Consider the following 14,676-nt stretch of genomic DNA (forward strand, 5'->3'; position numbering starts at 1 on the left):
GGAACGACTATCTTCAGATTGCGAGTTTCTTCAGGATCCGGCCTTCCACGAGCGAGACGGCTCGCGTCAGAGGAAAGGCGATCACGAAGTAAATGAGGGCGACGACCGTCAGCACTTCGACGGGACGGGCCGTGTTGTTGGAGATGTTCTGGCCGACGAACATCAGATCCGCCATGCCGACGGCAGAGACCAGGGCGCTCTCCTTGAAGAGGCTGACGCAGTTCGACAGCAGCGTCGGGATTGCGCGCAGCACGGCCTGCGGCAGCACGACGTTCACCACCTGGCTCCTGCGCGGCAGGCCGAGGGCGACGCAGGCGTCCAACTGCTCCTGGCCGATGGACTTGAGGCTCGCCCGGAAGGTCTCGCTGGTGATCGCGCCCATATAGAGCGTCAGTGCGATGACCCCCGACGCCAGGTTCGAGAGTTCGACACCAAGGATGAGCGGCAGGCAGAAGAATATCCAGAAGAGCTGGATTAGCACCGGCGTGCCGCGGAAGAATTCGACGTAGATGCTGGAGATCGCGCGAAGTGCGAGGTTGCGCGACGTCCTCATCAGGCCGACGAGAAAGCCGAGAGTGCATCCGAGCACGATGCAGATGACCGTCAGCTTGATCGTCATCCACAGGCCGAGCAGAAGTGCGTGCTCGAAGCGCAGCAGGATCGAGAAGTCGAGTGTCATTCTGGCCTCCTAGCTGACAAGGATTTGACGGCGGCGCTCGAGCAGGCCGACGATCTGGGTTATCGGGAAGGACACGGCGAAATAGATGAGAGCGACGACCGTAAAGGTCTCGATCGGCCGATAGGTCTCGGTGGCCAGCGTCTTGCCCTGGTACATCAGGTCCTGAATGGCCACGATCGCAACCAGCGCGCTCTGCTGGAAGATGACGATACCGTTGGTCAGAAGCACGGGGATCGATGCGCGGAACGCCGTCGGGAACACGATGTAGAGTACCCGCTGCAGCGGATTGAGGCCGAGCGCGATGCCGGCGTCGAGCTGTTCGCGCGGAACCGCCTGGATGGACGCCCGGTAGGCCTCGGCGTTGAACGCCATCAGATTGAGCCCGAGCGCCAGGATGCCCATCGTCACGGGGTCGAGGAAGACGTCGAACAACATCGGCACGCAATAGAATATCCAGACGATCTGGACGATGGCCGGCGTGCAGCGGAAGAATTCGACGAACAGCATGAACGGCAGCCGCACCACCCGGTAGGGGCTCATGATCAGAAGGGCGAGCACGAAGCCGAAGACGATGCCGATGACGTTCGCCGCAGCCGTCAGCTCCAGCGAAACCCACAGCCCCTGCAGAAGCGGAGCGATGGATACTGCATTGAAGTCGAACGTATAGTTCACGATGCACTCCCTGCTGCTGGATGTGGCCTACTGCTTGATGTGGAAGACGCGGTCGATGAATTCCTTCGTCCGCTCCTCGCGTGGGGCGCCGAGCACCTGCTCGGGAGGGCCGTCCTCGACGACCACGCCGCCCGCGCAGAAGATGACGCGGGAGGCGATGTTCTTGGCAAACCACATGTCATGCGTCACGATCATCATCGGCATGTCCTGGGCGGCGAGCTGCAGGATGACCTGCTCCACCTCGCTGACAAGTTCCGGGTCCAGAGCCGAAGTGACCTCGTCGAACAGCATCAGCTTCGGGTCGAGCATCAGCGCGCGGGCGATCGCGACGCGCTGCTTCTGTCCGCCGGAAAGCTGAGCCGGATAGGCATTGGACTTGGCGCCAAGCCCGAACCGCTCAAGCAGCGCCTGGGCTCGGGCCACAGCCTTCGCCTTGGCTTCTCCACGCACCTTGCAGGGAGCGAGAACCAGGTTCTGAATGACGTTGAGATGCGGAAACAGCGTGTAGTGCTGGAAGACCATGCCGATCGAACGGCGGACATTGGTGTCGATCTGGGTCTTCCCCCGCGCGCCTTCGGAAGAAATATAAGGCTTTCCATCGAAATTGACCGACCCGCTGTCGATCTGCTCCAGCCCCATCATCACTCTCAGCAGCGTGCTCTTACCGCCGCCGCTCGGGCCGATGACGACGACGCGTTCGCCGGGTTTCATTTCGATGTCGATGCCTTTCAGCACCTGAATGGCTCCGTTGCCATAGCTTTTGTGGAGCGCCTGCATTTTCACGAGGGGAAGGCTGAAGGACGTGGTCATGCCAATCTCCGATGATCGAAGCTGGAGAGGGCCGGCGCGATCCTCGCACCGGCCCGGCGAGGTTACTTTGCGCCCTTGAGGACTTCGTCGACCGCCTTCTTGATCAGCTCATCGACGTGACCGGTCGCGACCTTTTCTTCGAGGAAGATATCGACCACTTCGACGTCAGCGGCCGAAAGATTGTGCGGCATGCCGAAAGCGACGCCCTGCTTGGCGAGCGCCGGCGTCGGGTTTATCGCCACCGCCCAGTCCGGGTTCGACTGGGTGAAGAGCTGGTTGGTGTCGGAGGCGTCGACCAGGATGTCGGCACGCTTCGAGGTTACCGCCAGGCGGGTCTCGTCGTTGCCGGGAAGACGCATGATCGTGGCGTTCTTCACCGATGCGGAAATTGCCTTGTCCTGCGCCGTGCCGGACATGACGGCAAGGGTCACGCCTGCTTTGTCGATATCGGCGACCGAGGCAGCACCGGCTGTAATTTTCGGGTTGTTTTTGTTATAGGCGAGCGAGATCTGGTATTCCATCGCCGGGATCGAGAACTGCACGGCCATGGCGCGCGTCGGCGTCCGGTTCAGCGCCAGCGAAAGGTCCCATTTGCCGGCCTGCAGGCCGGCGACGATATTGTCCCAGGTCGTATCGACGAATTCGGGTTTCACCTTCAGGACTTCGGCAAATTCCTTGCACAGATCGGCGAAGAAGCCGGAATATTCTCCGGTCGCCGGATCGCGCATGACATAGGGCGGAGCAACGGCTGCGCCGCAGCGCAACACGCCCGCCTTCTGCACACCCTGCCAATATCCCTCAGCGGTCTCAGCCTGTGCAGCGGTGGCGGAAAGACCTCCCATGAGAGCGAGCGCGGGCAGCGCCCGCAAGGCGGACGTTATCAACTTCGAAAGCATCGGCATTCCTCTTTGCTGTGCGCGAAGCGCGCGGTTCCACTCGTCGGCTCTAGCCGTTTCTATTTTTTTCTTGTCGGCTTCGTGTCGACTGAGAACGATATGTCAACAGCGTGTCGACAAAGTCAAGCGGAAAAATTACATTGCCGACACGCTGCTTTTCTGGCCCAATGTGACCCGCGTCGAGAGAAAGGGACCTAAGTGTCTGATGAATCGGAAGTGAAACGAATCCGCGGGACTGGCTGGAAGAACGTCTACGAGACGCTTCGCAACGAGATCCTGGCGCTCACTCTGCCGCCCGGTCAGCTTCTCGATGAGATGACGCTTGCCGAACGCTTCGACATGTCGCGCTCGCCGGTGCGCGAAGCCCTGATCCGGCTCGGCGCCGACGAGCTGGTCGTCACGCTTTCGAACCGGAGCACGATCGTAGCGCCGATCGAAGTGGCGACATTTCCCAAATATGTGGAGGCGCTCGACATCGCGCAGCGCATGAATACGCGGCTTGCCGCCGCGCTCAGGACCGAGGCTGACCTGAAGATCATCGCCAAGCGGCTGAAGTCGTTCGAAGCGGCGGTTAAAACCGGCAATCACCTCGCCATGTCGGAAGCCAACAAGGAATTCCACATGGCAATCGCCCATGCTGGAAAAAACCAGTATCTGGCCTCATTCTACGAGAAGCTGCTGTCGCAGGGGCAACGCATGCTCCACCTGCATTTCGAATATCTGGAGCGGACGCACGAGGGCTATCTCCTGACCGACGAACACACGCTCATGCTCAATGCCGTCAGGGACAAGAACGTGGATCTCGCCGACGAACTCGCCCACGCCCATACGCGCCAGTTCCAAGACAATTTCATCAATTTCATGCGCGAGAACTACACGACGGATGTCGCGCTGGGGCCGCTGCGGGCTGCGGAGTAAGCAAATGAAAATCGACAGTATCGGATTCGTCGGCACCGGCGCGATTACCGAAGCGATGGTTCGCGGGATTCTCACTGAGCCGGCCTATGCCTCCGAGATCCACGTGTCTCCACGAAGCGCTCATATCGCCGCGACTCTGGCAGACGAATTCGCCGCCGTGAGAATTGCCAAGGACAATCAGGACGTCGTCGAGCGCAGCGACATGGTGTTCCTGGCGATACGGCCGCAGGTCGCCGAGGAGGTCGTGCGCGCGCTATCGTTCAGGGATGGCCAAATGGTCGTCAGCCTCGTTGCGGCGACGGAGCGCCAGGCCCTCTCCGAATGGATCGCCGCCGACGTGCATCTCGTGCAGGCGATTCCCCTGCCCTTCGTCGCAGGCCGGCAAGGCGTCACTGCCATCTATCCGCCCGATACAGCCGTCGCAGCGCTTTTCGATGCGCTCGGAACGGCTGTCCAATGCCAGTCGAGGAAGGAATATGATCTTCTCGCGGCAGCGAGCGCAATGATGTCGACCTATTTCGGCATCATGGAGCAGGTTGCCGTCTGGCTGGAAAGAAGCGGCCTCGAAAAGGCGAAGGGACAGGCCTACATTGCCCCGCTCTTTGCAAGCCTCGCGCAGAAAGCGAACAGCCCCGGCAACGAACCGTTCAGCGCGCTGAGCCGTGAATTCGCTACCAAAGGCGGACTGAACGAGCAGGTTTTCTCGGACTTCGAGAAGAAGGGCGGCGTTGCGGCGCTGACTGCCGCACTCGACGGCGTACTTGCCCGCATCGAGGGCAGGAATTAGAACGTCGGCGGCGTGCAGGCGCTGATGACCTCGCAGGGCACCGGTCCGACGCAACGGAAGCGATGAGGGCGCCTGCTTTCGAAATAGTAGGCGTCACCTGGCCCGAGGATGCGCCGCTCGTCATCGACCGTCACCTCGAGCCTTCCGGATAGCACGATCCCGCCCTCTTCCCCCTCGTGAACAAGGGGAACCTTTCCGGTGTCGGCGCCCGGCTGGTAGCATTCCTTGAGTATTTGCAGGCTGCGCCCGAACAGGTTTTCCCCAACCTGCCTGTAGGAGATGGCGCCCTTGCCGATCTCCACCAGCTCCTCGGCCGCGTAGAAGGCCTTCCTTGGACGCTCGGGCTCGAAGGCGAAGAATTCCGCCAGGCCGATGGGGATGCCGTCCAGAATTCGCTTCAAGGCCCCGACCGAGGGATTGGAGGCGTTCGATTCGATCAGCGAGATCGTCGAATTGGGCACTCCGGTGCGCTTGGCGAGCTCACGCTGGGAAAGCTTATGGGCGATGCGGAGATGGCGAAGGCGGTTGCCGATATCGACGGACATGACGCGGTTCGTTTGTGTTGTCCAGAATATCTAAAATCATACCTTCACGCCCATTCAATTTCAATAGCTTGCACCGACAAAGAAAAGGACTTGTTTGAAAGAGAGAAATTGCCATTCTCGGCGCCATCCCAAAGGAGGCCAGGATGGACCAGCTCAGCAAAACGAACGCGCCCGTACTCGAAAATTTCTGGATGCCGTTCACCGCGAACCGGCAGTTCAAGGCCACGCCGCGGCTTCTCGCAGCAGCCGAGGGCATGTATTACACCGACATCGATGGAAATCAGGTTCTTGACGGCACGGCCGGCCTCTGGTGCTGCAATGCCGGCCACGGCCGCAAGAAGATCGCCCAAGCCGTCGAACGACAGCTTGCAACACTGGACTATGCACCGACCTTTCAAATGGGGCATCCGATCGCCTTCGACTTCGCCTCGAAATTGGCTGCGAATGCGCCGGGCGGCCCGCAAGCCAAGCTCGACAGGATCTTCTTCACCGGCTCAGGCTCGGAATCGGTCGATACGGCGCTCAAGATCGCCATCGCCTATCAGCGGGCGATCGGCCAGGGCACCCGCACACGGATCATCGGGCGCGAGAAGGGATATCATGGCGTCGGGTTCGGCGGCATTTCCGTCGGCGGTCTCGTCAACAACCGGCGGGTCTTCCCGCAAATACCGGCCGACCATATGCGCCATACGCTCGACATCGGGCGCAATGCATTTTCAAAGGGCCTTCCCCCTCACGGCGTGGAACTGGCGGACGATCTCGAGCGCCTGGTGCAGCTGCACGGCGCCGAAACCATCGCAGCCGTCATCGTCGAGCCGATGTCGGGATCGGCAGGCGTAGTCCTGCCTCCGAAGGGCTATCTGGAGAAACTTCGCGCAACCGCCGACAAGCACGGGATTCTGCTAATCTTCGACGAGGTCATCACCGGCTTCGGGCGTCTCGGCACCCCTTTCGCGACCGACTACTTCGGCGTCGTGCCCGACCTGATCACTACGGCAAAAGGCATCACCAACGGCACGATCCCGATGGGCGCGGTCTTTGCCAGCCGAAAGGTCTATGACGGCCTGATGGTCGGACCTGATAACGCGATCGAACTCTTCCATGGCTACACTTATTCCGGCCATCCGGTCGCCTGCGCCGCCGGGCTCGCTACTCTGGAGATCTACGAGGAGGAAGGCCTGCTGACCCGCGCAGCCGATTTGGCCGAGTACTGGCAGGAGGCCCTCCATTCACTGAAAGGCCTGCCTCATGTCGTCGACATCCGCAATCTCGGACTGGTCGGCGCAGTCGAACTGGCTTCTCGTGACGGCGCGCCGGGAACCCGCGCCTACGAAATCTTCGTCGACTGCTTCAACAAGGGCCTGCTGATCCGGGTGACCGGCGACATTATCGCCCTCTCGCCGCCGCTCATCATCGAGAAAAGCCAGATCGAAACGATCGTCTCAACGCTCGGTGATGCGCTGAAGCGCGCCGCATAGGCCCGCTCCCGATGCGGCGGTAAACCAGCCGCCGCATCCTCCTATCCCACAGGCACCCCAAGCCCGACCTTGACCCTATCCATCGCGACGAAGGTCCGGAAGCGTTTGACGTTGTTGTTCCCGAAGAACAGCCTGCGCGTCAGAGCCTCGTAGTCGGCCATCGACGGCACGATGATGACCAGAATGAAATCCGCTTCGCCGGTGACGTAGTAACATTGCTGGATTTCGGCTGCGGCCGCGAACTCAGTCTTTGCCTGCTCGATCTGCTCGGCGGTTTCGCTGATGACCTCCACCTCGACGAAGATCGTGATGGATTGTCCGACCGCCTGCGGCTCGATGATCGAAACATCCGCCCGGATGACCCCCTCCTCCCGCATGCGCTTGATCCGTCGCTGAACGGCCGGCGCGGAAAGGTTCACCGCATCGCCGATCGTTCGCTGCGGGGTCATATTGTCCCGCTGGAGAATGGCGAGGATCTTCCGGTCGAAATCGTCGAGATGCGGCTGGTGAACGGGGTTGCGCAAATCGATGCTCCAATGAAACAAAATTGCAAATGAACGGTCAAATATCAGCGCCTTTTTCGTATGTGCTGCAATAGAGTTCAGCGAAACCACACATAAAGGTGCGCGATGTTTCTTTTGAACACCACAGCGGACTATGGTCTGGCACTTGACCCGAGAGATGAGAAAACGCTCGACGCCTCCGCCGCCGTGGAGGTGGAACGCCACCTCGCCTTCCGGAAGGACCATGGGGTAACGCCGCTCGTGGCTTTGCCCGGATTGGCGAGCGAAATCGGCGTCGCTGCGATCCATGTCAAGGACGAAGGCCATCGCCTCGGGCTTGGAAGTTTCAAGGCGCTCGGAGGAGCCTATGCGGTGATCCGCCTTGTCCTCGAACAGGCCGAGCAGCGGCTCGGCCGCGTCGTCGACATGGCGGAGCTGCATTCACCTGATATCCGCGCCGTTGCGCAGGCGATGACCGTCGCCTGTGCGACCGACGGCAACCATGGCCGTTCGGTTGCCCAGGGCGCGCAACTGGTCGGTGCGCGCGCCGCAATCTTCGTACACTCAGGCGTCAGCGACGAACGCGTCGCCGCCATCGCCCGCCTCGGTGCCGAGATGATCCGCGTTCAGGGAACCTATGACGACTCCGTCCGGGAGGCGGCCCGCGTGGCCGAGGCGAACGGCTGGATCATCGTTTCGGATACGTCCTGGCCGGGCTATGAGCGGATCCCCGGTCTGGTGATGCAAGGCTATACCGCCCTCGTCAGGGAAGCTCTCAGGCAGATGCCGGAGCCGCCGACCCATGTGTTCATCCAGTCCGGCGTCGGGGGAATTGCCGCAGCGGTGGCCGGCCACCTGGCAATTGCACTCGGCGAAAGTCGTCCCCTCTTCACGGTCGTCGATCCCGCCCGCGCTGCATGCCTGTTCGAGACGGCGCGCGCCGGACGTCCGGTCACGATCGCCCATGGCGAACCGACCGTCATGGCCATGCTCGAATGTTACGAACCCTCCCTTGTCGCATGGCGGATTCTTTCCCGTGCCGCCGACGCCTTCATGACGGTGGATGAGGCGGATGCAACCGATGTCATGAAGCGTCTTGCCCACCCGATCTCCGGCGATCCGGCGGTCGTCGCCGGCGAAAGCGGCGGTGTCGGCCTCGCAGGGGCCATGAAGGCCGTCGCCGACCCGGCGGTCAGGGCCGCCCTGTCGATCGACGGCCGCTCCCGCATCTTCGTCGTGAATACGGAAGGCGCGACCGATCCGGGCAAATATCAAGAGATCGTCGGACTGTCACCCGCAGCAGTCGTTGCCAAGAACCGTGAAGGAGCGCTGACATGACCGGACAATCGATCGATGCGGCGCGTCTGCTCGGACGGATCCGGACGCTCGGCGAGATCGGCCGGGATGCCGACGGCCGGCTGATCCGGCTGGCGGCTTCCGATACGGAGAAGCTCGGCCGCGACCGGTTCGTCGGCTGGATCGAGGGCGCAGGACTTGAGGTCGCGGTCGATCGCATCGGCAATATCTTCGGCATCTGGAAGCCTGAAGGTACCGTTGACGCCGCGCCCCTCATGCTTGGCTCGCATATCGACACGGTCATCGGCGCCGGCATTTACGACGGCTGCTACAGCACGCTTTCCGGGCTTGAAGTGATCGAAACGCTGAAGGCGGAAGGCTTGACGCCATCCCGGCCGATCGTCGTTGCGGCCTTCACGAACGAGGAGGGCGTGCGCTACGCACCCGATATGATGGGATCCTTGGTCTATGCGGGCGGCCTGGATGTCGATACGGCGCTTGCCACCATCGGCACCGATGGAACGGTGCTCGGCGATGAACTCGAGCGGATAGGCTATGCCGGCGAGCATCAACCGGAGTTCCTCAGACCGCATGCCTATATCGAACTGCATATCGAGCAAGGGCCGGTCCTCGAGCGCGAGGGCATTCCCGTCGGCGCCGTGGAACATCTGCAAGGCATTTCCTGGCAGAGGGTTGTCATCACGGGGGACGCCAATCACGCGGGAACGACGCCGATCTCCATGCGCCGCGACGCGGGCCATGCCGCCGCACGGGTCGTCACCTTCCTGCGCGACCGGGCGCAGGCATCGAACACGCCGACGGTCGCGACGGTCGGTTGCATGCGGTTCGAACCTGATGTCATCAACGTGATCCCATCGCGGGCGACGTTCACGGTCGATCTTCGCGACCCGGACGAGGAGCGGCTGAAGGAAGAGGAAGCCGCGCTCGCAGCATTCCTGACCGGGCTATCCGCCGAGGAACAGGTCGGCGTATCGGTGGAAAGGCTTGCCAGGTTCGAGCCAGTGAAGTTCGATCAGAGGATCGTGAGGCTGGTCGAAAAGGCGGCGCGGGACCGCGGTCTCGCCTGCCGGCGGATGACCTCCGGGGCCGGCCACGATGCGCAGATGATCGCTAGGATCGCCCCGTCGGCGATGATCTTCGTGCCGAGCATCGGCGGCATCAGCCATAATCCCAAGGAATATACCGCCGACGAAGATCTCGTCGCAGGCACGAGTATCCTGCTTGACGTCGTTCGCCGGCTTGCCACGGAAGGATTGCCGGCATGACCATCGACAGGCACGCGCTTCATGCGGAAATGACGGCGTGGAGACACAATCTTCACGCTCACCCCGAGTTCGGCTTCGAGGAGCAGCGGACGTCGGCCTTCGTCGCCGCCAAGCTGCGGGAATTCGGGCTCGACGAGGTCGTCGAGGGCGTCGGTGGCACAGGAGTCGTCGCAACGCTGAAGCGTGGCAGCGGCAATCGCGCCGTTGCCCTGCGCGCCGATATGGACGCGCTCAGGATCAACGAACAGGCGAACATCCCGCACCGGTCTCAAAATCCGGGCATCATGCATGCCTGCGGTCACGACGGCCACACCACGATGCTGCTCGGCGCAGCAAAGATCCTGGCCGGTGAAGGCGGTTTCGACGGCACCGTGCGCTTCATCTTCCAACCGGCCGAAGAATGGGGCAAAGGCGCGCTGGCGATGATCGCCGACGGGCTCTTCGAAAGATTCCCGTTCGACGAAATCTACGGCATCCACAACATGCCGGGGATCGGCGTCGGCAGCTTCCAAACGCGCCCTGACGCGATCATGTCGGCCGAGGACAATTTCGAGATTACGCTAACGGGCGTCGGCGGCCATGCCGCACGACCGCACTGGGGCAACGAGGTGCTCGTCGCGGCCTGCGCGCTCGTGACCAACCTGCAGACCATCGTCTCCAGGCGGCTGGATCCGGCCGATATCGGCGTCGTGTCCGTCACGGAACTGATCACCGACGGCACGAGGAATGCGCTCCCCGGCCTCGCCCGCATTCTGGGCGATGCCCGCAGCTTCCGTTCGGAGATCAGTGAGACGATCGAGAAGCAGATGCGCCTGATCGCCGAGGGCACGGCCATGACCTACAACGTCAAGGCCGATGTCGTCTACACCAGGGAATTCGTGCCTCTCATGAACGACCCTGTCTTGACGGAGGAGGCCCTGACTGTGGCACGCGATCTCTACGGTGCTTCGAATGTCGTCATCGCGCGCAAGCCAATGACCGGATCCGAAGACTTCGCGCAGTTCCTCTCGCGGGTGCCGGGCTGTTTCGTGTTCCTGGGCAATGGCGAGCACTCGCCGCCGCTCCATAACCCGACCTATGACTTCAATGACGCCGGCCTCTCGCATGGAGCAAACTTCCACGCAGGGATTGTTCGTCGACGGCTCCAGACAGGCTGATCTGTGAGACCCGGTGAGCGCTCAGCGCTTCAAGGTCTGTGACGGCAGCTGGCCGAAGCGCTTCCTGTATTCGGCTGCAAATCGCCCCAGATGCGTAAAGCCCCATCTCAGCGCGACGTCGGCAATGCCTTGCTTGGTGTCAGATTCGAGCAAATCGCGATGGGCGGCAACCATCCGAAGTTCCTGCAGATAGGCCATCGGGGTCGTATCCCTGAACTGCCGGAAACCCTGTTGCAAAGTCCGAACGCTGACCTTGGCTGCCATCGCGATATCGTTGAGCGAAATCGGCTCAGCGATGTGCTCCTGCATGAAGTCGATCGCCCATTTCACGTGGCGTGGGGCCGGTGTCGGAGCAGGGAGCGCAAGCTCATTCGAATAGCGATTGGGGCAGGCCTCCAGAAGCAGATAGATCGCCGCGTCGCAGAGCGACCCGGCGGCCAGCGGCGACCGTTGCAGCGGTCCGTTGCCGCTGAGGCCGCGATGGAGGCTCGAGACAAGTTGCTGCAATACAAGCCCCGGACCGGTCGTCAGATCGATGTGAGGATGAAAATCGATGTCGCCGCTGATCGTTCGTTCGAACATATGCGTGAGGTGGCTGACGATCTTCGCCTGATCGACGAACAGGCCGAAATGACGGCGAGGCCCAAACAGGCGGGCGCCTGCGGCACGACCTGCCTCAAGGATCGTACCACGAGCGGGAACCGAATATATTTGCTCCCGCATGCCTTCAAAGGATGCGTTCCCTTCCATCGGTAGAAAAACGATCATCCTGTCGCTGGGCGCCTCCCGCCTGATCAAGATTGTGCCTTCGTAGGTGCAGTCGGCTACGGTTACCTCTTCTCCCACGGAGACAAAATTGCAGCGGTATGCAATCGGCATATTGCCTTCCGCCGCAACCTTGATCGGGGAGTTTGGCGTCGACAATATTTCCGAGAGTTCGTCCGGGTCTGTTCCGCTGTGCGCCGTTTCCCGAAATAGCATGCTCTGCGCCGCCAGATTTCCGGTGAGGCCGCCATTGTTATGTATATGAGATTTAACGGACATCCGTGACCTCGATAGACGATGTACACAAGTGATAATGGATTTGTGCAATCATGTTCATCTCTTTTTGCCCGGGTGTTTCAGCCGTAGCGGCTGATTGCGAGATCCCTCGCGTCGATTTCCGGCTGGCGGCCGCCGACGAGATCGCCGATGAGGCGCGCCGAACCGGTGCTCATGGTCCAGCCGAGCGTGCCGTGACCGGTATTGAGGAAGAGGCCGGCGATCTTTGTCGGGCCGATGACCGGCGTGCCATCCGGCGTCATCGGCCGCAGGCCGGACCAGAAGGAGGCCTTGGAAATATCGCCGCCGGGGAAAAGATCGGTGACCGAGTGTTCCAGCGTGCTGCGGCGGGCCAGGCCGAGATCGTTGGTATAGCCTGATATTTCAGCCATGCCGCCGACGCGAATGCGGTCGCCGAGCCGGGTAATCGCAATCTTGTAGGTCTCGTCCATCACGGTCGATTCCGGCGCGCGTGACGCATCGGTGATCGGGATGGTGAGCGAATAGCCCTTGACCGGATAGACCGGCAGCCGGATGCCGAGCGGCTTGAGCAACAGTGGCGAATAGCTGCCGAGCGCGACCACCACGGCCTCCGCGCTCATCCGCTCACGATCGGTGATGACCCCGCGCACCCGGCCGGCCTCGACATCCAGCGCCTTGATCGTCGTCCCGTAAGCAAAACGGACACCGAGCGCCGCAGCTTTGGCCGCCAGCGCATTGGTGAACTTGAAGCAGTCGCCGGTTTCGTCCTTCGGCGTCAGCAGACCGCCGACAATCTTGTCGCGCACGTGCCTCAATGCTGGTTCGAAGCGGACACATCCGTCCCGATCCAGCACCTCATAGGGAATGCCGTCGGCAGCCAGTGCCTTGACATCCTTTGCCGAGGACTCGAGCTGCTGCTGCGTGCGGAACAGCTGCAGGGTTCCCTGCATGCGTTCGTCATAGGCGATGCCGGTCTCGGCGCGAAGATCGGCCAGCGCGATGCGGCTGTAGTCGGCAAGGCGCAGCATGCGGCTTTTGTTGATCGCATAGCGCTCGGAGGTGCAGTTCGACAGCATCCTTGCCATCCAGGAGAGCATGGCCATGTCGAGTTTCGGGCGCAGGATGAGCGGCGCGTGCTTCATGAACAGCCACTTCATGGCCTTCATGGGAATGCCGGGCGCTGCCCATGGCGAGCAATAGCCGAAGGAGACTTCTCCGGCATTGGCAAAGCTCGTCTCCAGCGCCGGGCCCGACTGCCGGTCAACGACCGTGACGTCATGGCCGGCCTTGGCCAGTTGATAAGCGGATGTGACGCCGACGATGCCGGCTCCTAGAACGATGACCTTCATGATGTTCCCAATGATGGAGCCGCCGGCTCTTAGCGATATTGCCTGTCGTAACGATCGCCCAGGCCGGTTAGGATTTCGTAAGAAATGGTGCCGGCGTCGCGGGCGATGTCCTCGAGCGTCTGATGGCGGCCAAGCACTTCGACAAGGCTGCCGAAGGTCAGCGCGCCTTCGGGCAGGGCTGTGATGTCGACGGTCGCACTGTCCATCGACACACGGCCGACGATCGGCAGGCGGATGCCCTTGAAATAGACGGCGCCGCGGTCGCTCAGGCATCGCGGCAGCCCATCGGCATAGCCGGCGGCAATGGTGGCTAGACGGGTTTCGCGTTGCGTGACATGCGCGCCGCCATAACCGACCTTCGCCCCCGCCGGCACGGTGCGCGTCTGCACGACGGCGACATTAAGGCTGACGACCGGCTCCATGGGGTTCTTCTCGCCGGCGTTCGGAGCACCGCCATAAAGCGCGATGCCCGGGCGGGCGAGCACGCCGTGATAGGCGTCGCCCAAGAAAACGCCGCCGGAATTGGCGAAGGAAATATCGAAGACCGGAAATTCGTTGGCAATGCGAGACATCTCGGCAAATTGCTCGCCGTTCTGTTCGCTGTCGATGTCATCGGCCGAAGCCAGATGGCTCATGATGAACAGGATTTCGACATTGGTGCCATCGCGAAGAGCCGCCGCCAGCTCTGCTCGCTCTTCCCTGGGAAAACCGAGCCGCGACATGCCGGTGTCGAATTGCAGGACGGCTGGCAGGCAGCGCTTCAGAATGCGGGCAACCGCAGACCATTGCTGCCACTGCGCCAGCGAATTGAGAACCGGGACAATGCCCATCTCGGCGCAGGCGATCTCGTTTCCCGGCTGTAAGCCGTTCAACACGAAGATCTGGGCGTCGTGCGCAAGGGCCGGTCGGAGCCTCACGGCCTCGACAAATTGTGCGACGAAGAAATGCCTGCAACCTTCACTGTAAAGCGTTCTCGCGACCAGCTCGGCGCCGAGACCATAGGCATCGGCCTTGACGACGGCCCCCGCGCGGACCGATGCCAGCATAGATACGAGCTTGCGATAGTTACGGCCGAGGGCGGCAAGATCGATCGTCAGATAGCCCGTGGCTCCCTGCGCGGTCGTAGCGGTGCGTGTGCGGGAAACCAAAATATCGCTATCCATGTCCACCCCTTTTCGATCTCAGGGAGTTTATGAAATAATGAGCGAAATTGCCTGTCATTCAGTAGTCTATTATTGCATGATTTGTATTATATCCGCATAATCGATGAAAATTTG

At 61.5% G+C, this 14,676-nt stretch carries 15 protein-coding genes; 6 read left to right on the top strand and 9 right to left on the bottom strand.

Going from position 1 to position 14,676, the window contains the following annotated elements; translation table 11 throughout:
• Nucleotides 1–13: 13 nt before the first annotated feature.
• The 4 genes from ELH03_RS23835 to ELH03_RS23850 all read right to left on the bottom strand — a co-directional run bounded on the left by ELH03_RS23835 (nt 14) and on the right by ELH03_RS23850 (nt 3,057).
• A complete protein-coding gene (locus ELH03_RS23835; protein WP_130660267.1) occupies nt 14–679 on the bottom strand; it encodes an amino acid ABC transporter permease in 666 nt (221 codons plus the stop codon).
• A gap of 9 nt (nt 680–688) precedes the next feature.
• Nucleotides 689–1,351 (bottom strand): amino acid ABC transporter permease, encoded by a 663-nt coding sequence (locus ELH03_RS23840; RefSeq protein WP_130660268.1) that lies wholly within the window; start codon nt 1,349–1,351, stop codon nt 689–691.
• A gap of 27 nt (nt 1,352–1,378) precedes the next feature.
• Nucleotides 1,379–2,161, bottom strand: a complete 783-nt coding sequence (locus ELH03_RS23845; protein ID WP_130660269.1) for an amino acid ABC transporter ATP-binding protein — start codon at nt 2,159–2,161, stop codon at nt 1,379–1,381.
• Between the two features lie 62 nt (nt 2,162–2,223).
• Nucleotides 2,224–3,057 (bottom strand): substrate-binding periplasmic protein, encoded by an 834-nt coding sequence (locus tag ELH03_RS23850; protein ID WP_128404277.1) that lies wholly within the window; start codon nt 3,055–3,057, stop codon nt 2,224–2,226.
• A 198-nt stretch (nt 3,058–3,255) separates the two neighbouring features.
• Between ELH03_RS23850 and ELH03_RS23855 the strand changes: the two genes are divergently transcribed.
• Nucleotides 3,256–3,975 (top strand): GntR family transcriptional regulator, encoded by a 720-nt coding sequence (locus ELH03_RS23855; protein WP_064250419.1) that lies wholly within the window; start codon nt 3,256–3,258, stop codon nt 3,973–3,975.
• Nucleotides 3,976–3,979: 4 nt separating this feature from the next.
• Entirely contained in the window at nt 3,980–4,762 is a 783-nt protein-coding gene (locus tag ELH03_RS23860; RefSeq protein WP_130660271.1) for a pyrroline-5-carboxylate reductase, read from the top strand.
• Here the strand turns inward: ELH03_RS23860 and ELH03_RS23865 are convergent.
• The gene (locus ELH03_RS23865) at nt 4,759–5,307 is read right to left on the bottom strand and encodes a cupin domain-containing protein (protein ID WP_018245416.1); all 549 of its coding nucleotides are present in this window, start codon (nt 5,305–5,307) and stop codon (nt 4,759–4,761) included. The genes ELH03_RS23860 and ELH03_RS23865 overlap by 4 nt on opposite strands.
• A gap of 143 nt (nt 5,308–5,450) precedes the next feature.
• On the opposite strand from ELH03_RS23865, the gene aptA reads away from it, so the two are divergent.
• Nucleotides 5,451–6,785 carry an omega-aminotransferase AptA gene (aptA, locus tag ELH03_RS23870; RefSeq protein ID WP_130660272.1) on the top strand — a complete coding sequence of 445 codons (1,335 nt, stop codon included), beginning with the start codon at nt 5,451–5,453 and terminating at the stop codon, nt 6,783–6,785.
• A gap of 41 nt (nt 6,786–6,826) precedes the next feature.
• Here the strand turns inward: aptA and ELH03_RS23875 are convergent, their stop codons facing one another.
• Nucleotides 6,827–7,309 carry an Lrp/AsnC family transcriptional regulator gene (locus ELH03_RS23875; protein ID WP_033183003.1) on the bottom strand — a complete coding sequence of 161 codons (483 nt, stop codon included), beginning with the start codon at nt 7,307–7,309 and terminating at the stop codon, nt 6,827–6,829.
• A gap of 105 nt (nt 7,310–7,414) precedes the next feature.
• Between ELH03_RS23875 and ELH03_RS23880 the strand changes: the two genes are divergently transcribed.
• Genes ELH03_RS23880 through ELH03_RS23890 form a run of 3 tightly spaced genes read left to right on the top strand, consistent with a single transcriptional unit; the run spans nt 7,415 to nt 11,027 of the window.
• A complete protein-coding gene (locus tag ELH03_RS23880) occupies nt 7,415–8,626 on the top strand; it encodes a diaminopropionate ammonia-lyase (RefSeq protein WP_130766755.1) in 1,212 nt (403 codons plus the stop codon).
• Complete coding sequence (locus tag ELH03_RS23885) at nt 8,623–9,870, top strand: Zn-dependent hydrolase (protein ID WP_130766756.1); 1,248 nt, start codon at nt 8,623–8,625, stop codon at nt 9,868–9,870. Before ELH03_RS23880 ends, ELH03_RS23885 begins: the two co-directional genes overlap by 4 nt.
• Nucleotides 9,867–11,027 (top strand): M20 aminoacylase family protein, encoded by a 1,161-nt coding sequence (locus ELH03_RS23890; RefSeq protein ID WP_130766757.1) that lies wholly within the window; start codon nt 9,867–9,869, stop codon nt 11,025–11,027. The genes ELH03_RS23885 and ELH03_RS23890 overlap by 4 nt, the downstream gene beginning before the upstream one ends.
• A 21-nt stretch (nt 11,028–11,048) precedes the next feature.
• Here the strand turns inward: ELH03_RS23890 and ELH03_RS23895 are convergent, their stop codons facing one another.
• From ELH03_RS23895 to alr, 3 genes are all read right to left on the bottom strand, one after another.
• A complete protein-coding gene (locus tag ELH03_RS23895; protein WP_130766955.1) occupies nt 11,049–12,071 on the bottom strand; it encodes a helix-turn-helix transcriptional regulator in 1,023 nt (340 codons plus the stop codon).
• 77 nt (nt 12,072–12,148) lie between these two features.
• Nucleotides 12,149–13,399 carry a D-amino acid dehydrogenase gene (locus tag ELH03_RS23900; protein WP_105008577.1) on the bottom strand — a complete coding sequence of 417 codons (1,251 nt, stop codon included), beginning with the start codon at nt 13,397–13,399 and terminating at the stop codon, nt 12,149–12,151.
• Between the two features lie 29 nt (nt 13,400–13,428).
• Entirely contained in the window at nt 13,429–14,562 is a 1,134-nt protein-coding gene (gene alr, locus ELH03_RS23905) for an alanine racemase (protein ID WP_130660276.1), read from the bottom strand.
• Between the last annotated feature and the right edge of the window lie 114 nt (nt 14,563–14,676).

This window comes from Rhizobium beringeri (genome assembly GCF_004306515.1).
Taxonomy (GTDB): Bacteria; Pseudomonadota; Alphaproteobacteria; order Rhizobiales; family Rhizobiaceae; genus Rhizobium; species Rhizobium beringeri.